The 15,765-nt window shown below is 63.2% G+C and carries 14 protein-coding genes and 2 pseudogenes; 4 read left to right on the plus strand and 12 right to left on the minus strand.

Annotated elements, in window-relative coordinates; all coding sequences use genetic code 11:
• Positions 1 to 23: 23 nt before the first annotated feature.
• The gene (locus THI_RS07940) at positions 24 to 1,784 is read right to left on the minus strand and encodes an IS1634-like element ISThsp12 family transposase (protein ID WP_013105737.1); all 1,761 of its coding nucleotides are present in this window, start codon (positions 1,782 to 1,784) and stop codon (positions 24 to 26) included.
• Between the two features lie 234 nt (positions 1,785 to 2,018).
• Here THI_RS07940 and THI_RS07945 point away from each other — a divergent pair.
• Positions 2,019 to 2,396, plus strand: a pseudogene (locus THI_RS07945) (IS21 family transposase); the annotation flags it as partial.
• Positions 2,393 to 2,563, plus strand: a pseudogene (locus THI_RS18425) (ATP-binding protein); the annotation flags it as partial. The pseudogenes THI_RS07945 and THI_RS18425, both read left to right, overlap by 4 nt.
• 492 nt (positions 2,564 to 3,055) lie before the next feature.
• On the opposite strand, the gene THI_RS07955 reads toward THI_RS18425, so the two are convergent.
• The 6 genes from THI_RS07955 to THI_RS07975 form a co-directional block, all read right to left on the minus strand.
• A complete protein-coding gene (locus THI_RS07955; RefSeq protein ID WP_013105738.1) occupies positions 3,056 to 4,102 on the minus strand; it encodes a tyrosine-type recombinase/integrase in 1,047 nt (348 codons plus the stop codon).
• 239 nt (positions 4,103 to 4,341) lie between these two features.
• Positions 4,342 to 6,054 (minus strand): 2-isopropylmalate synthase, encoded by a 1,713-nt coding sequence (gene leuA, locus THI_RS07960; RefSeq protein WP_013105739.1) that lies wholly within the window; start codon positions 6,052 to 6,054, stop codon positions 4,342 to 4,344.
• Between the two features lie 386 nt (positions 6,055 to 6,440).
• Positions 6,441 to 8,018 (minus strand): bifunctional ADP-dependent NAD(P)H-hydrate dehydratase/NAD(P)H-hydrate epimerase, encoded by a 1,578-nt coding sequence (locus THI_RS07965; protein WP_013105740.1) that lies wholly within the window; start codon positions 8,016 to 8,018, stop codon positions 6,441 to 6,443.
• Positions 8,019 to 8,034: 16 nt separating this feature from the next.
• The gene (locus THI_RS07970) at positions 8,035 to 8,568 is read right to left on the minus strand and encodes a chromate transporter (protein ID WP_013105741.1); all 534 of its coding nucleotides are present in this window, start codon (positions 8,566 to 8,568) and stop codon (positions 8,035 to 8,037) included.
• Positions 8,568 to 8,768 carry a hypothetical protein gene (locus THI_RS19315; RefSeq protein ID WP_231836451.1) on the minus strand — a complete coding sequence of 67 codons (201 nt, stop codon included), beginning with the start codon at positions 8,766 to 8,768 and terminating at the stop codon, positions 8,568 to 8,570. Before THI_RS19315 ends, THI_RS07970 begins: the two co-directional genes overlap by 1 nt.
• Positions 8,741 to 9,166, minus strand: a complete 426-nt coding sequence (locus THI_RS07975; protein WP_231836453.1) for a chromate transporter — start codon at positions 9,164 to 9,166, stop codon at positions 8,741 to 8,743. The genes THI_RS19315 and THI_RS07975 overlap by 28 nt, the downstream gene beginning before the upstream one ends.
• Positions 9,167 to 9,487: 321 nt before the next feature.
• Between THI_RS07975 and aceA the strand changes: the two genes are divergently transcribed.
• Entirely contained in the window at positions 9,488 to 10,795 is a 1,308-nt protein-coding gene (aceA, locus tag THI_RS07980) for an isocitrate lyase (protein WP_013105743.1), read from the plus strand.
• Positions 10,796 to 10,908: 113 nt separating this feature from the next.
• Here aceA and THI_RS07985 read toward each other — a convergent pair whose 3' ends face one another.
• The 5 genes from THI_RS07985 to THI_RS08005 form a co-directional block, all read right to left on the minus strand.
• Positions 10,909 to 11,355, minus strand: a complete 447-nt coding sequence (locus tag THI_RS07985; RefSeq protein ID WP_013105744.1) for a DUF3617 domain-containing protein — start codon at positions 11,353 to 11,355, stop codon at positions 10,909 to 10,911.
• A 34-nt stretch (positions 11,356 to 11,389) separates the two neighbouring features.
• Positions 11,390 to 12,694, minus strand: coding sequence for an MFS transporter (locus tag THI_RS07990; RefSeq protein WP_013105745.1), 1,305 nt, complete (start codon positions 12,692 to 12,694; stop codon positions 11,390 to 11,392).
• 75 nt (positions 12,695 to 12,769) lie between these two features.
• On the minus strand, positions 12,770 to 13,060 hold the full coding sequence (locus tag THI_RS07995; RefSeq protein WP_013105746.1) for a hypothetical protein: 291 nt from the start codon (positions 13,058 to 13,060) through the stop codon (positions 12,770 to 12,772).
• Between the two features lie 86 nt (positions 13,061 to 13,146).
• Positions 13,147 to 13,656 carry a dihydrofolate reductase gene (locus tag THI_RS08000; protein WP_013105747.1) on the minus strand — a complete coding sequence of 170 codons (510 nt, stop codon included), beginning with the start codon at positions 13,654 to 13,656 and terminating at the stop codon, positions 13,147 to 13,149.
• Positions 13,653 to 14,492: a thymidylate synthase gene (locus THI_RS08005; RefSeq protein ID WP_013105748.1), complete on the minus strand. Its 840-nt coding sequence runs from the start codon at positions 14,490 to 14,492 to the stop codon at positions 13,653 to 13,655. The genes THI_RS08000 and THI_RS08005 overlap by 4 nt, the downstream gene beginning before the upstream one ends.
• Before the next feature lie 67 nt (positions 14,493 to 14,559).
• Here THI_RS08005 and trpB point away from each other — a divergent pair, with 67 nt between their 5' ends.
• On the plus strand, positions 14,560 to 15,762 hold the full coding sequence (trpB, locus tag THI_RS08010) for a tryptophan synthase subunit beta (RefSeq protein WP_013105749.1): 1,203 nt from the start codon (positions 14,560 to 14,562) through the stop codon (positions 15,760 to 15,762).
• Positions 15,763 to 15,765 lie beyond the last annotated feature (3 nt).

Consider the following 15,765-nt stretch of genomic DNA (forward strand, 5'->3'; position numbering starts at 1 on the left):
AGGACGATGGTCAAAGGCGCAGACTACAAAACGGGCTTGGAGAGTGCGGCAGGCGTCGGCATTGGCAGTTGGAGAACGGAGAACAGCGACTTTTGCGTCGGCGTCATTTCGGTCAGCCCGTGCAGAGCTTGCCCGTCGGCGGTGCGCACGGTCTGCTGATGGATGCGCTGCAGTTGCTGCAGCAGGCGGATCGGTGACTCATCGTGGTCGTTGGCCTTTAGCCGCATGCGCATCACCCGGTACAGGATCAGCGCCATGAAGCACACCAGCGCGTGCGCGCGAATGCGCTTTGGCAGCCGGTGGTACACCGGACCGATCTCGATGTCGGACTTCAGCACCCGGAAGCCTCGCTCGATGTCGGCCAGGCTCTTGTAGCGCTGCACCACCTCGACCGCTGGCGCGTCGGTGTTGGTCACCAGCAGCAGCTTGCCGTCGAGCAGTTCAAGGTCGCGCTGCTTGTCCTCGTCGACGTGGAAGCTGAAGGCCTCGGCCTGCAGATCGACCTTGATCAGGTGGGCCAGGCTCGCGTCCTGGGCCGCGTGATAGAAGCGCGCCTTCGCACCCGAGTCCGACAGCGGGCGGCCGCGGCGGCTTGCGCCAGCGTCCTGCGCATCGAGCTTGCCGCCCCACTGCTCACCCAGGGCCAGCAGCTCCGTGATCGCCTTGTTGCGCGCCTGGGTGCGCCGCCGGGCCACCTCGGGGTCGTGGGCGATGACCAGTCGGCGCTGGATGGGCGCTGATGGTGACGTCGACTTGGACGACGACTTGCTGGATGACTGCCAAGTGCTCTCGGCCACCCACGGCTGGTCGGCAGGCTGGCTGCTGGCCGAGGTGCGCAGCGCCTCGGCGAAGTCCCCATAGCGTGCTGTCGGCACCGCCAGCACGTACTCCAGGCTCACGGCGCGCCCCTCGCCGGCCAGCGTGGCCTGCAGCGTGGCCAACTCGTCGAGGTTGTTCACGCTCAGCAGCCCACGGTCGGCCACCAGCACCACACGCTTGAGCGGGTAGCGCGCCAGCAGCGACTTGATCATCGGCAGCAGTGTCTTGGCCTCGGCGATGTTGCCCGGGTGCACCTCATGGGCGATCGGCAGGCCTTCAGCGGTCTGCACCAGCGACAGCATGAACTGCCGCGCCACCATCCCTGACTTGCTCATCCCGTAGGCGCGCACGTCGTCAGCCACCACCGCCTCGCCGGCGACCTCGACGGTGGTGAGGTCGTAGAACACCACTGACAAGTCTTCGTCGATCAGGGGGCGCATGAGCGTGGCCAGTCGTGCGCCAAGCGCATCGCTGTGTTCGTCGATGACGTCCATGGCGCGCAGCAGGTGCTGGTGCTGCGGCGGCCCGTCGGCGAACCCGAAGTCCAGCGGCAACGCCACCGTCTCCAGCCAGCGCAGCACGCCGAGCTTGCTGCCGGTGTCGCACAGGCGGTTGAAGACCATGGCGCGCAGGCACCCCAGCACATCGACCTCGACCCGCGAGCCACGCCAGGCGGTGGCCAGGCCATCGAAGCCCAGGGTGCGCCACAGTTGCCACAGCGCCCACACATCGCCGGCACAGCGGCTGCCCTCAAAACGCAGGCCGTCGAGCGGGTTGCCGGCGGGGGCGGCGTCCAGGCCCCGCGCCCGCTGCAACGAGGCGATCAGCTTGTCGACATCACCGCCGGGCTCCAGCCGGCCCAGCGTGCAGATGGTGCGCTGGCGCGGCTGGCCGGCCTCGTTGCGGAAGGACGCGACGAGCTGCGCGTAATGCCGGCCGCCAGACTTCGTGAGCTTGAGAAACATGGCGCAAGTGTAGCGCAACAGCGAGAAACAAGGAACTACATCACTCATTAAACGTGCCACTACAAATGTCGTCTGGACCACGCGCTCTCGATGTGCCAAACCCCTGTCAACAATGAGCTTCTTGCGCCTTGGAGCGGGGAAAATCGGCGGAGCGGTGTCGAACTTGGGTGGCCACCGACCCTGGCGCCGGTTGCAACACCGTTGGGCATCTCCAGGTGCGAACCCCACCGCGCTTTCATCGACGCCCAGTTGCGCCTGGGCCGCAACGCCACCGCCATCTACCAGGATCTGTGGACCCGCACCATCGAAGGCCGGGTGGGCCAGCGCAAGCTCTGGGGCATCGTCAACCTGGCGCGGCGCTATCCACACCTGTTTATCGACGCGGCCTGCGAGGCGGCCATGGAGCAAGGTGTGCACAGCTACCGCCACGTCAAGGCGCTGACCGAACGGCTCGTGGCCGATGCCTTGGCTGCCCTGGAGGCCGACACCCCGAAACCGTCGGCGTCGCCTTCAACGTTGACCCAGCAACACGCGCTCATTCGCAGCGCCGACGAGTATGGCGATCTCTTTGCCCACGCCGCCACCCAATCCCTTGAGGGCACTCAGCCATGAACAGGATCGAGATCGAACGCGCCCTGCGCGAGTTGCGCCTGTCCGGCATTGCAGAGACCCTGTCGACCCGTGTGATGCAGGCCCAGGCCGCCCAGCAGCCCTTCCTGGAAACCTTCGCGGCCATGCTCCAGGACGAGCTGGACCGGCGCCGCTCGCGCCTGTCCGACATCGCCGTGGCGGTTTTGCGCAAGGCATCGAGCGTGACGCCCGGTCGCAGGAAGGCAGGCGCGTCCGGCAGGCTGGCAAGCCTCTCGAAGGGCGTTCTGACCCAATCGAGCCGATAGCGCTTTCTCATCTTGCCCTTCTTGTCCGTGATGTCCTCGGCGAACAGACAAGGGCGACGAAAATTGACGTACGGATTTCATCGAGGGCTGCAGCCACGCAGGCTGCAACAAGCCCGGATATAAAGCTGCAGTCCATCCTGTCCGTCGACGCACAAGAAGACATGCACAAACGGGAGACGTTCATATAGGTGACCTGCCCCCCGTCAGCCGCCGCGTCCAGGTCAGCCGCATAAGGGGTTTCGACATGTCAGCGCCGGTGGCGGCTTTGGATCAGGATGGCTGGCGGGTTTGCGCTGGAATACGCACGAGTTGATGTGTTCCCCGCTCACGCGGGGATGAACCGCGCGCAGTTATGTGGGCCGTTTGAGTGCTTGCTTACCCTAGCTTCTGCGCCAACTTCTCCGCCTCGATGTGGGTGTAGCGCTTGAGCATGGCGAGTGACTTGTGGCCGGTCATGGAGGCTACTTCCATGACGCCAAGACCTTTCTCGAACAAACGCGACGTGGCTTCGTGGCGTAAGTCATGGAAGCGTAGGTCGATCAGGAATGTGGGGTCGGGCTTGGAGTTGGATGCCGTGCAGTCAGTTTGATACGCCGCCAGCGCACGCACCTTGCAACGCGTCCATGCCTTCTCGAAACTGTCCTTGTTCTGCCAACCGAACACCCGGCCATCGATGCGGCGGGGCAGGGTGCGCAGGGCGTCCAGGGCGGCGCTGGACAGTGCCACGGTTCGGCTTTCACCATTCTTGGTGTCCACCAGATGCGCGGTGCGTCGCGCCAGATCGATGCGCGACCATTCCAGACCTAGCAGTTCACCCAGGCGCATGCTGGTCTCGACGGCCAGCGTGATGATCTGCGGCAGGCCCACCACTTGCGACCGCGCGGCAGCCGCGCCTCGCCGCAATGCATCGAGTTCACCGGGCCGCAGCCGACGATCACGGCCCTTCGGCTTTATCGGCTTGCGAATCGCGCGCACCGGGTTGCCCGCAGGCAAGGTAATGGACATTTCCTGCTCGGCATAAGTGAACAGGTTCGAGAGGGCTGCAAGCCGATGGATAACGGACTGCGCCGCGTAACCTGCCTCGACGAGCTCATTGCGCCACGCCGCCACATCGACACTTCGCACGGCGCTCAGGAATGACGCGCCGAACCGCTCATGTACCACGCGCAGGTTCGACGCAGCACTATGATCCTTTTTCATCGGCAACACATGCTTTGTGTAGAGGGCCACAACCTGATCGATGGTGATCTTCCCTGCGTCGTCGCGTAGCACGGCACGATTGCCGCGTTGGACTTCGCGCTCGACCTCGCGAGCCCAGGCTTCGGCATCGGCTTTCAGATCAAAGGTGCGCGAAATGGACGGCATACCGCGCTGCCTGATTTGTGCGCGCCAACCGTTTTTACGTTGCTCGAAGTAGGCCATCAATTCCCCCTAGATTCCCCCAAATGAGGTAAATAATTCATGCAGAGCAAGCTTTCATGCGGGTTCCAGCCTACTGCATATCGGAATGGGGTGCAGGGGGTCGGAGGTTCGAATCCTCTCGCCCCGACCAAAATTACTAAGTAAATGACCAGTCGTCAGATCTGATCATTGACGGAAAAGCAATAAAAAAGCCCGCCTTAGCGGGCTTTTTCTTTTGGTGCGCATTCCCTAGTAAGGGTTCAAGCTACAGCACGCAATGGGGCTTGCAGGGATTCCAGATGCTGCCGCGCCTCGGCTTCTGGCAGGCGCTGCAGCAGGCGGTTGGCGCCGGAGATCAACGCGCGCACGGAGGCGGTGACGATGTTGGCGTCCATGCCCACTCCGTAGGTGCTGGTGGCCGTTCCTGCGATGGCCATTTCGACGACGGCCGAGGCTTTGGCATCCGCGCCAAGGCCGAGTGCGCGCTCTTCATAGCTGTGCACGGCCAGTGGCAGGCGCAGGGCATGGATGGCCGCGTCGATGGGGCCGTTGCCTTCGCCTGTGAGACTCAGACGTTTGCCATCCACTTCGATTTCGAGGCGAACGCCCTGGCGCTCGCCGTGGTCGCTGAGGTGGTAGCTGTGCAGATGCAGCGGCTGCCCAATCTGCACATACTCTTCATTGAACATCTGCCAGAGTTGTTGTGCGGTGACTTCAGCGCCAGTGGCGTCAGTGTGTTTCTGCACCACGCCGCTGAACTCGACCTGCAAACGGCGGGGCATGACCAGACCGTAGGTGGCTTCGAGCAGATAGGCAATGCCGCCCTTGCCGGACTGGCTGTTGACGCGGATGACCGAATCGTAGGCGCGGCCGAGATCGGCCGGATCGACGGGGAGATACGGCACTTCCCACAGGGCATCTTGACGTTGTGCGGCCAGACCTTTTTTGATGGCGTCCTGATGTGAGCCGGAGAAAGCGGTAAACACCAGATCACCTGCATAGGGGTGGCGAGGATGCACGGGCAACTGTGTGCATTCCTCCACGGTGCGCGCCACGGCGTTGATGTTCGAAAAATCCAGCCCCGGGTTCACGCCTTGTGAATAGAGGTTGAGCGCAAGGGTGACCAGATCGACATTACCGGTGCGTTCGCCATTGCCGAACAGGCAGCCTTCCACGCGGTCGGCACCGGCCATCACGCCGAGCTCTGCAGCCGCGACGGCGCAGCCCCGATCATTGTGCGGATGCAGCGACAGGATGATGCTGTCACGCTTGTCGAGATGGCGGTGCATCCATTCGATCTGGTCGGCATAGATGTTGGGGGTGCTCATCTCGACCGTGGCCGGCAAGTTGAAAATGATCTTGTTTTCCGGCGTGGGCTGCCAGACTTCGGTCACGGCGTTACACACCGAGACGGCAAAGGGAAGCTCGGTGCCGCTGAACACCTCGGGGCTGTACTGGAAGGTCCATTGGGTTTCCGGGTGCTCGGCAGCGATCTGCTTGATGAGTTTGGCCGCATTCACCGCGATCTGCGTGCAGCCCGCTTCGTCGACGTTGAACACGATGCGTCGGAAATTTGGGGCCGTGGCGTTGTAAACATGCACGATCGCCCGCTTGGCGCCCCGCAGTGAGTCGAAGGTGCGGCGGATGAGATCTTCGCGCGCTTGGGTCAGCACTTCGATGGTGACATCGTCGGGAATGTGACCGCCCTCGATGAGTTCGCGCACAAAATCGAAATCGGTTTGCGAGGCAGACGGAAAGGCCACTTCGATCTGCTTGACGCCAACGGCGCACAGCATTTTGAACATGCGCATCTTGCGCTGTGCATCCATGGGTTCGAACAGCGCCTGATTGCCGTCGCGCAGATCAGTGCTCATCCAGATCGGCGGCTGGGTGATGACCCGATCGGGCCAGGTGCGGTTTTTCAGATCGATCTGAGGAAAGGCGCGGTATTTGGTGTTCGGTTGCTTCAACATGAGGTCATCTCCAGAAAGCGAATGGGGTTGCGCAGGGCATAGAGGGTGCGACGATGGGGCGGTCGGGCTGTCGCGGGTGCAGGACCCGACCGCCGGTGGGTAGTCGTCTCAGATCGGTGCAGAAAATCGTCATGGCAAGCGCATATAAAAGAAAAGCGCCCGGTGGCTTAAGCCGCGGGCGCTTGGGATTTAGAAAAACGAGATGAAAACGTCAATCAGTCGCGCGCGGCATTCGATGGCAAAGCCAGTAGTAGACCGCCCAGTAGCAAAGCGTCGCAAGCGCCCTCGCCGCCCCCGAAAGACCGAACACTAACATCACGCGCAACTTCAGCGTTGATCGATAACTTTGAGACGAAAGGAATGCGAGACATAGACATGAGAGCAAGTTAGCAAAAGTCTGCATTTTCGTCAATGCCAGGGCGGGGACGACGATAGGGTAAATCGGCCCAGCTTGCCGCCATCCACAACGGCAGTGTGGCGGCGGTGAGTCCGCCGGGGCCGTGTTTGCGGGCGTAGTGGATAGCCGCTTGGCCGTGCAGCCAGACGGCGGCGAGCACTGATGAAGCCTTCCCTGTTGCTGCGAGCAGGGCGGCCGCGCTGCCGGCCAGCACATCGCCGCTGCCTGCCGTGGCCAATAGGCCATTGCCGGTGGCATTGATCCACGCTGTTTGTTGCGGCGAGACGATGAGGGTGCCGTGACCCTTGAGCACAATCCAGCAGGCGAAGCGCTGAGCCAGGGTGCGCGCAGCGGTGAGACGGTCCGACTCAATCGCCTGTACCGAGACGCCCATCAGTCGGGCCGCCTCAAGGGGGTGGGGCGTCAATAGGGTTGTGATGGGCTTGCGTTGCCGTAGCAGGGTTTGCAGCGAATCAGTCGCGGCCAGGAGATTGAGCGCGTCGGCGTCGAGCACCAGGGGGACGGGTTGGGCCAGAGCCTGCGCCAAGTAGGTGCGGGCGGCGTCGTCGCAACCGGCGCCGGGGCCGACGAGCAGACAGGTTCGGCCACCTTGGGCGTCGAGTAGCGCGGCTGGGGAGCGCAGCATCAGTTCTGGCGCCAGCAGATCTACGGCGGGGGCTTGGTCATCGAGCAGGCCGACGAACACTCTGCCGGCGCCGAGCTGGGCTGCCGCGCGGGCGGCGAGCAGGGCAGCGCCTGTCATGCCTGCGGCACCTCCGATCACCGCGACGTCGCCCCGCTGCCCCTTGTGGGCGGACTGTGACAGGTCCGGCAGCAGAGGGCGAATCAGATCGGCGCCGAGCCAGGTGGCATCAATCGCTACCTGCGGATGATGCGTTGCCGCATCGACGCCGAAATCGTCCTGCCACAGCGTGCCGCATAAGCTTGATGCAGGCCCAGTGCGCAAACCGGGTTTGAGCCCGAGCAGGCTGAGAGTCAAGGTGGCGCGCACGCAGACGTCGGTTGCGGCGCCGGTGTCGGCATCCAGCCCCGAGGGCAGATCGACGCTGAGCACCGGGGCGCCGCGCTGCGCGTTGAGCCCTTGAATGATCTCGGCCATCTGCGCTCGCATGGGGCCCCGCAGGCCAAGGCCCAGCAGCGCGTCGATGTAGAGATCGGCCTCGGGCAAGGTGCTGTGATCGTCCAGGGCGCACCGAACCTCAGCCGTCTGCGCTTGCGCCCAGGCCCACGCAGCGTCGGCGGGCAGGCGAGAGCGCCATTCGTTCAGCGTCTCGGCGCCGCAGGCGAGGACGAGCACGTCGCGTCCAGCCTGGTGCAACTGCGTGGCCGCCACAAGGCCGTCGCCGCCGTTGTTTCCCGCGCCCGCGAGCACGACGACGCGTCTTGCGTGCGGATAGCAAGCCTGCGCCAACCGGGCCACGGCACTGCCCGCGCGCTGCATGAGGCTGTGCGGGGGTAATGTGCGCGCGGCCTCGGATTCGATCTGGCGCAGCGCGTCGACGCGATACACCGGCTCGGATTGCAGGGGGCTGATGCGTTTGAGCATGTGCGTGATTTCTCCCTCAAATGAAGCCGAGCAGACCCAACAATGCCCCGGCGAGCAGTAGCCATAAGGGGTTGAGCCTCGTGCGGACGACCAGCACGACGGTCAGCAGCATGAGCGCGATGCGCTGCCAACTGGTGGCTTCCTGCCGCGCCAGCAGGCAGCCGGAGGAAAGCAGCAGGCCGACGGTGATGGGCGCCATGCCATCGTGCATGGCGCGTACCCAGTGGCGATCCTTGTGAATCCGGCTGTAGCGGAAATAGGCCACGGTAATGAGCGATGACGGCAGAATCAGCCCGATGGCCGCTAGCAGGGCACCGGGCAGTCCGAGAATCTGCCAGCCGAGCAGGGCGGAAAACAGAATCATGTTGGGGCCGGGCGAAGCCTGCCCCAGCGCCAGGGCCGAGGTAAACGCCGAATCGCTGAGCCAATGTTGCTCCACCACCAGATAGCGGTGCATGTCGGGCAGCAGGCCGATGGCGCCGCCCACTGAAAGCAGAGACCACAGTAGAAAATGGCCGAAAAAAGCCAGGGCGACTGAGAGGGTGTGCATCAGGCCCTCCGAATGCGCCACCAGGCCAGTGCTACGGCAATCGGACCGAGTACGACCAAGACCCAGAGCAGGTTGATACGCAGCAGGCCCACCCCGGCAAACGCCAGCCCCGCCCAGCCCCAGTTGGGCAGGTAATGGCGAATGGCGGGAAAGAGCTTGATGGCCATGGCAATCACCAGTCCGGCCACCACGGCCGACATTCCCGCAATGCATGAGTCACTGCGGGCGTGCTGGCGTATTGGGCGTAGGCGATGGCAACGAGGAAGATCAGCACCAGCGGCGCGACCAGCATGCCCGCCAGGGCCACGGCCGCCCCACGCCAGCCGAAGAAATGCTGCCCGACCATCAGGGCAAGATTGATCAGGTTGGGCCCTGGCAGCACTTGGCTCAGGCTGAGCATCTCGACGAACTCTCCATTGCTCAACCAGCGTTTGTCTTCCACCAGAATGCGCTGAGCAAACGGCAATACCCCGCCGACCCCCAGCAGGGTAAGGTGGTTGAACACCCAAAACAATTCGGCCTTGTGACGCGGCGACTCATGGGGAAAGGCGGTCGGGCGACTCGGACCCGGTTTGTCCGCAGAGGGTAGGGAAGTCATGGAACGAGGAAGTGAAAGAGAACTCGCCGGGCCGCCCCAAGTTTCCTTGAGAGGGGAGTGTCGAGGGTAGCGAAGGCTTTCGGGACGGGCGCATTTCTCACAATGCGAAATTTGGAAATCGTGATGTGAAAACAGCCTGCTGCAACGCAGACCTGAGGGGTTTCACTCAGCAAAAAAATGTTCCGTATTGCAAAAAATAGAATTTAAATCATTGATCTATAAAGACATAAAATTATCTCTTATATAAGACACAAGACTATGCTGCGCCGCAAAAGTCAACTACGCTCAAGCATCGAATTTTCATTCACCCGGAGAAGCAAGATGGCAGATCGCAAACAGCAAGTGGCAGCGTTGGAACAGGACTGGGCGCAGAACTCGCGCTGGAAGGGCATCAAGCGCGGTTATGGCGCAGAGGAAGTGGTGCGCCTGCGCGGTTCGGTGATGGTTGAGCATACGCTGGCCCGTCGCGGTGCGGATCGTCTTTGGAAGCAGATGCACGACATGCCGTTCGTCAACGCCCTGGGCGCCTTGACTGGCAACCAGGCCATGCAGCAGGTCAAGGCCGGCCTGCAGGCCATCTACCTGTCGGGCTGGCAAGTGGCGGGTGATGCCAACCTGGCTGGCGAGATGTATCCCGACCAGTCGCTGTATCCGGCCAACTCGGTGCCCAGCGTGGTCAAGCGCATCAACAACACCCTCACCCGAGCCGATCAGATTCAGTGGATGGAAGGCAAGCAGCCCGGTGACGAAGGCTTCATCGACTATTTCGCCCCCATCGTGGCCGATGCCGAAGCCGGTTTCGGCGGCGTGCTCAACGCCTTCGAGCTGATGAAGTCCATGATCGAGGCCGGCGCCGCCGGCGTGCACTTCGAAGACCAGTTGGCCTCGGTGAAGAAATGCGGCCACATGGGCGGCAAGGTGCTGGTGCCGACTCGCGAGGCTGTTGCCAAGCTCGTGGCAGCGCGCCTGGCGGCCGACGTCATGGGCGTGCCGACGGTGCTGGTGGCGCGCACCGACGCCGAAGCGGCCGACCTGATCACTTCCGACGTTGACGATACCGACAAGCCCTTCTGCACTGGCGAGCGCACGGTCGAAGGCTTCTACCGCACCAAGCCCGGCCTGGAGCAGGCCATCTCCCGCGGTCTGGCCTACGCGCCCTATGCCGATCTGGTGTGGTGCGAAACCGGCAAGCCCGACCTCGCCTACGCCAAGGCCTTCGCTGAAGCCATTCATGCCAAGTTCCCCGGCAAGATGCTGGCCTACAACTGCTCGCCGTCCTTCAACTGGAAGAAGAACCTCGACGATGCCACCATCGCCAAGTTCCAGAAGGAATTGGGCGCCATGGGCTACAAGTTCCAGTTCATCACCCTGGCCGGTTTCCACGCGCTGAACTATTCGATGTTCAACTTGGCCTACGGCTATGCCCGCAACCAGATGAGCGCCTTCGTCGAGTTGCAAGAGGCCGAATTCGCCGCAGCGCCCAAGGGCTTCACCGCGGTCAAGCATCAACGCGAGGTCGGCACCGGCTATTTCGACGCCGTCACCACGACGATCGAGAACGAGGCTTCCACCGCCGCGCTCAAGGGTTCGACCGAAGACGAGCAGTTCTTCGACCGCAAAGTGGCCTGAGGTATCTGGAGAAGAGTGGGCCAGGCCGGGTTGGCCTCGGCGCGCCGAGGAGACGCAGCCGCCTCAAGATTTCTTGAGGCGGTTTTTTATTTCCGACGTTGGGGCGTGGGTTCTTACTTCACGTCGCCGCAATCGCTGCCCAGGCGCTTGCCATTCACTTGCATGTCTGATTGGGTGGTTGCGCCGGAGGGGGCGACGCTGGTGATGCTCCATTTCGACTCGAATGTTGCTGGGCCGGTGCGGAAGGTGCCGGTCTGCGTGACCTTGGCTTGCGGCAAATCGCAGTGGAAGGTCCATTGCGTCTCGCCATCGGCCAAGGTGGCTTGTTCGCGTGTGCACTGCTTGCCGTCCATTGGCACCACCACGCTCTCCGGTTTCTGCCCCGGTTTGACGCAGATCTTGACATCGCGCTGCATCGGCACGCTCAGGTTCGGATCGACGCGAGTCGTGCCGTGAATGTCCATGCTCCAGAGCCCGGGCTCCATGGGCGCATCTTTGGCGGACGCGGTGGCGCTCAATCCGGCGAAAACCATCATCAAACCCAGGGTGGTATGGCGCATCAAAAGACCTCCAGGGCACAGGGCCCGCAAATCATCAGGAAATGGAAACAGACTCGGTTTGAGCGAGATCCCGGTGCCGGGTTTCACCCAGCCCTAGAACGGCGAGCAGGCTGATGACAGCCGCCACGGAAATGTAGCCGCCTACCCAGCTCAGCCCACCGTGCGCCACCAACACCTGAGCGACATAGGGAGCAAGCGAAGCCCCCAGAATGCCACCGAGGTTGTAGGCCGCGCCCGAGCCGGTGTAGCGCACCGTGGTGGGAAAAATCTCGGGCAGCATCGCGCCCAGCGGCGCATAGGTCATGCCCATGAGAAAGAGGGCGCCGCACAGAAATATTCCTACGCCCGTGGTGGTGGCTGAGCCCAGCAGCGGCGCGAGGGCGAAGCCCCAGAGCACCGCGGCCCCGGCCGACGCGACCAAGACGGCGCGTCGGCCCAGGGCGTCGCTGGCCCAGGCCGACAACACGGTGGCCACGGCCATGCAGACGATGGCCAACATCAGCCAGGCCTGCAGCGTCGGCTTGGGCAGATGCAAGGTGCCGATGCCATAGCTCAGCACGAACACCGCGCTGATATAGAACAAGGCGTAGCAGACCACGATAGACAACGAGCCGAGTATCAGCGGCTTGAGGTGGCCGCTGAGCAGTTCGGTCAGCGGAACGCGTCGGGGTTGCTTGGCGACTGCCTGGAACAAGGGGGTTTCAGTGAGTTTGAGTCGCGCATACAGGCCGATGAACACCAGCACGGCGCTAACCAGAAAAGGAATGCGCCAGCCCCAGGCCATGAACTGTTCGTGGCTGAGCAGCAGTCCCAGCAGCAGAAACAGACCGTTGGCCACGAGAAAGCCGATGGAGGGCCCAAGCTGGGGAAACATGCCGAACAGACCGCGGCGGTGCTTGGGCGCGTTTTCTGTGGCGAGCAGCGCCGCGCCGCCCCATTCGCCGCCGAGCCCCAGCCCCTGGCCGATGCGCAGAATGACCAGCAACCACGGAGCCAGCTCGCCGATGTGGTCATAACCGGGCAGCAGGCCGATGAGCGTGGTGCACACGCCCATCGTGAGCAGCGTGGCGACCAAGGTGGACTTGCGGCCGAATCGATCGCCGAAATGTCCGAACAAAAAGGAGCCGACCGGCCGCGCCAGAAACGCGATGCCGAAAGTGGCAAAGGCGTTGAGCGTTTGCGCCGTGGGCGAGGCGCTGGGAAAGAACACCGGCCCGATGACCAGCGCCGCAGCAATGGCGTAAACGTAGAAGTCGTAGAACTCGATGGCCGTGCCGATGAAGCTGGCGATGGCGATATGCGATGTCTTGTTGACCGGGGCGATGGACGCGGCTGTCATAGAGTCTCCTCGTGTTTGTTTACGAGCAATCTACCGGAAGGCGCGAATCCGGCATGTTTCAGAATGCAAACCGCGTTACGGAGCTTTTTGCTTGCTGCGTTTTGGCAAAGCCAGCCGCCAGATCGCCGCTGCGCAGGCTGCGATGACGGTCAGCGCCAGCAGCAGCCAGGCCAGATTGAGCCACCAAAGCCCTTCAGCAGAGAGCATGCGCGCAGCGCAGCCCAAACCGCAACAATCGGGCAGCCAGGCGCTGGCGTTTGCCCAGCCGGCGCAGGCGATGGACAGCCCCTGCGCGGCCAACCCGGCGAGACCGAGCAGCAGCAAAATCCAGGTGAACCGGGTATTGAGGCGGAACCCCAGCAGCATGAGGGGCGAACAAAAAGGCGGGCAGCCCCGCCCAGACGGCGACGCCTTGGAACAACATTGCGCATACCGCCACGGTTCACACTCTCTCAGACTATCGATGCAGTCTTGGCGGTGTAGGTGACGAAGTGATACTCCCAGCCTTCTGGCGCGAGGTGCGATTCGCGTGCGGTTTCGGTGAAGCGGCCGCGGTCCCAATCGGGAAAGCGCGTGTCGCCGTCGAAGTCGTAGTCGATCTCGGTGAGTTCCAGCCGGTCGGCCAGGGGCAGTGCCTGGGCATAGAGCTGGGCGCCGCCGATGACGAAGGCCAGTGCATCGTTGCTCACATCGTCACTGACCCGCTGCAGTGCCGCCGGAAGTGACTCGGCATGTTCCGCCCCCGCCGCCTGCCATCCGGGCTGACGGCTGATCACGATATTGCGCCGCCCTGGAAGCGGTCGTCCCAGCGAATCCCAGGTACGGCGCCCCATCAGAATGGGGTGGCCCAGGGTGAGGCGCTTGAAGTGCTGCAGATCGGCCGGGAGATGCCAGGGCATGCCGCCGTCTTTGCCGATCATGCCGTTGCGCGCCACGGCGGCGATGAGGACGAGTTCGGTCATACCGCCACAGGCGCCTTGATCGCCGGATGGTGCTGATAGTGGCTCAGCACGAAGTCGTCGAAGGTGTAGTCGAACAGGCTCTCGGGTTTGCGCGCGAACTCCAGTGTGGGGTAGGGGTAGGGCGCGCGGCTGAGTTGCTCCTGCACCTGGGCGAAGTGGTTGCTGTAGAGGTGGCAGTCGCCCCCGGTCCAGACGAAATCGCCCGGTAGAAGATCGGTCTGTTGCGCGATCATCAAGGTGAGCAGCGCATAGCTGGCGATGTTGAAGGGCACGCCAAGAAAAATATCGGCGCTGCGCTGATAGAGCTGGCAGCTCAGGCGTCCCGGTCCTCCGGGTTGGCGCGGCGGGGCGACGTAGAACTGGAAAAACGCATGGCAGGGCGGCAGGGCCATTTCCGCGATCTGGCCGACGTTCCAGGCGCTGACGATGATGCGGCGCGAATCGGGCTGGGTGCGCAGTTGCCGCAGCACTTCGCTGATCTGGTCGATGGAACGGTGCGGATCGTCTGCCGTGGGCGCGGGCCAAGAGCGCCATTGCACACCGTAGACCGGCCCGAGTTCGCCGTCTTCGCGCGCCCATTCGTCCCAGATCGTCACGCCATGTTCTTGGAGCCAGCGCACGTTCGACTCGCCGCGCAGAAACCACAACAGCTCGTAGGCGATGCTTTTGAAATGCACCCGCTTGGTGGTGATGAGCGGAAAACCGGCCGACAGATCGAAGCGCATCTGGTGACCGAACACGCTGCGCGTGCCCGTGCCCGTGCGGTCGGTCTTGTCCTGGCCGTGGGTGAAGACGTGACGCATCAGGTCTTCGTAAGGGGTGGAAAGGGAAGGCATGAATCGGGTCAAAGTACTCGGAATGGGGAGGGATACTATCGGTTTGTCAATTTCAAGGAGATTTTGCATGCAGCCAGCCATCGATCTTCAACCGGACGTCAACGGCAACTTCGGGCCCTACGGCGGCCAGTACCTGCCGCCGCATCTCAAGGCCGTCATGGACGACATCGGCCGCGCCTATCTGTCCATCCGCGACACCAAGGCTTACCGCAGCGAGCTGGATGATCTCTATACCCATTATGTCGGTCGCCCCAGCCCGATTTATCTGGCCAAACGCCTGACCGCGCATTGCGGCGGCGCGCGCATCTGGTTCAAGCGCGAAGACCTCAACCATACCGGCGCGCACAAGATCAATCACTGTCTGGGCGAGGCGCTGCTGGCCAAGCACATGGGCAAGACCAAGGTGCTGGCGGAAACCGGCGCCGGGCAGCATGGCGTGGCGCTGGCCACGGCCTGCGCGCTGGTCGGGCTGCCGTGCGAAATCCACATGGGCGAGATCGACGTCGCTAAGGAACACCCCAATGTCACCAAGATGAAGATTCTCGGCGCCAAGGTGGTGAGCGTCGATCGCGGCACCAAGACGCTCAAAGATGCCGTGGACAGCGCCTTCGACGAATATCTGCGCGACCCCGAGCATTTCTTCTACGCCATCGGCTCGGTGGTCGGTCCGCACCCCTTCCCGATGATGGTGGCCGAGTTCCAGTCGGTCGTTGGCCGCGAAGCGCGCGAGCAATTTCCGAAGCAGGCGGGCAAGCTGCCCGATGTGGTCGCGGCCTGCGTGGGCGGTGGATCGAACGCGATGGGTATTTTTTCCGGCTTCATCAATGATCCGGGCGTGCGTCTGGTGGGCGTAGAGCCCTCGGGCATCGGTCGCGAGACCGGCAAGCATGCGGCCACGCTCACCTACGGCAAGCCCGGCACGCTGCACGGCTTTCGTTCCTATCTGCTGCAGGTAGTGAAGGAGGGCGAGCCCGATCCGGTGTATTCCATCGCCTCCGGACTCGACTACCCCGGCGTGGGGCCGCAGCATGCCTATCTCAAGGATCTGGGCCGCGCCGAGTATTACGCCGTCGACGACGCGGCCTGCCTGGAGGCGTTCATGACCCTGTCGCGCACCGAAGGTCTGATTCCCGCGCTCGAATCGGCCCATGCCGTCGCCTGGGCGATGCAGCAGGCCGCAGTGCTCGGCAAGGACGCTGACATTCTGGTCAACCTCTCCGGCCGCGGCGACAAGGATGCGGATTTCGTCGCGGACAAGCTGGGACTGTAAACC

This window comes from Thiomonas arsenitoxydans, from assembly GCF_000253115.1.
In the GTDB taxonomy this organism is placed as follows: domain Bacteria; phylum Pseudomonadota; class Gammaproteobacteria; order Burkholderiales; family Burkholderiaceae_C; genus Thiomonas; species Thiomonas arsenitoxydans.

What these genes read in the sequence shown, in the direction of transcription:
- THI_RS07940 (WP_013105737.1), bottom strand. Translation starts at nt 1,784, where the DNA reads ATGTTTCTCAAGCTCACGAAGTCTGGCGGCCGGCATTACGCGCAGCTC.
- THI_RS07975 (WP_231836453.1), bottom strand. Translation starts at nt 9,166, where the DNA reads ATGACTTCCCTACCCTCTGCGGACAAACCGGGTCCGAGTCGCCCGACC.
- THI_RS08000 (WP_013105747.1), bottom strand. Translation starts at nt 13,656, where the DNA reads ATGACCGAACTCGTCCTCATCGCCGCCGTGGCGCGCAACGGCATGATC.
- THI_RS07965 (WP_013105740.1), bottom strand. Translation starts at nt 8,018, where the DNA reads ATGCTCAAACGCATCAGCCCCCTGCAATCCGAGCCGGTGTATCGCGTC.
- THI_RS08005 (WP_013105748.1), bottom strand. Translation starts at nt 14,492, where the DNA reads ATGCCTTCCCTTTCCACCCCTTACGAAGACCTGATGCGTCACGTCTTC.
- THI_RS19315 (WP_231836451.1), bottom strand. Translation starts at nt 8,768, where the DNA reads ATGTCGGCCGTGGTGGCCGGACTGGTGATTGCCATGGCCATCAAGCTC.
- THI_RS07970 (WP_013105741.1), bottom strand. Translation starts at nt 8,568, where the DNA reads ATGCACACCCTCTCAGTCGCCCTGGCTTTTTTCGGCCATTTTCTACTG.
- aceA (WP_013105743.1), top strand. Translation starts at nt 9,488, where the DNA reads ATGGCAGATCGCAAACAGCAAGTGGCAGCGTTGGAACAGGACTGGGCG.
- THI_RS07985 (WP_013105744.1), bottom strand. Translation starts at nt 11,355, where the DNA reads ATGCGCCATACCACCCTGGGTTTGATGATGGTTTTCGCCGGATTGAGC.
- THI_RS07990 (WP_013105745.1), bottom strand. Translation starts at nt 12,694, where the DNA reads ATGACAGCCGCGTCCATCGCCCCGGTCAACAAGACATCGCATATCGCC.
- trpB (WP_013105749.1), top strand. Translation starts at nt 14,560, where the DNA reads ATGCAGCCAGCCATCGATCTTCAACCGGACGTCAACGGCAACTTCGGG.
- THI_RS07995 (WP_013105746.1), bottom strand. Translation starts at nt 13,060, where the DNA reads ATGCTGCTGGGGTTCCGCCTCAATACCCGGTTCACCTGGATTTTGCTG.
- leuA (WP_013105739.1), bottom strand. Translation starts at nt 6,054, where the DNA reads ATGTTGAAGCAACCGAACACCAAATACCGCGCCTTTCCTCAGATCGAT.
- THI_RS07955 (WP_013105738.1), bottom strand. Translation starts at nt 4,102, where the DNA reads ATGGCCTACTTCGAGCAACGTAAAAACGGTTGGCGCGCACAAATCAGG.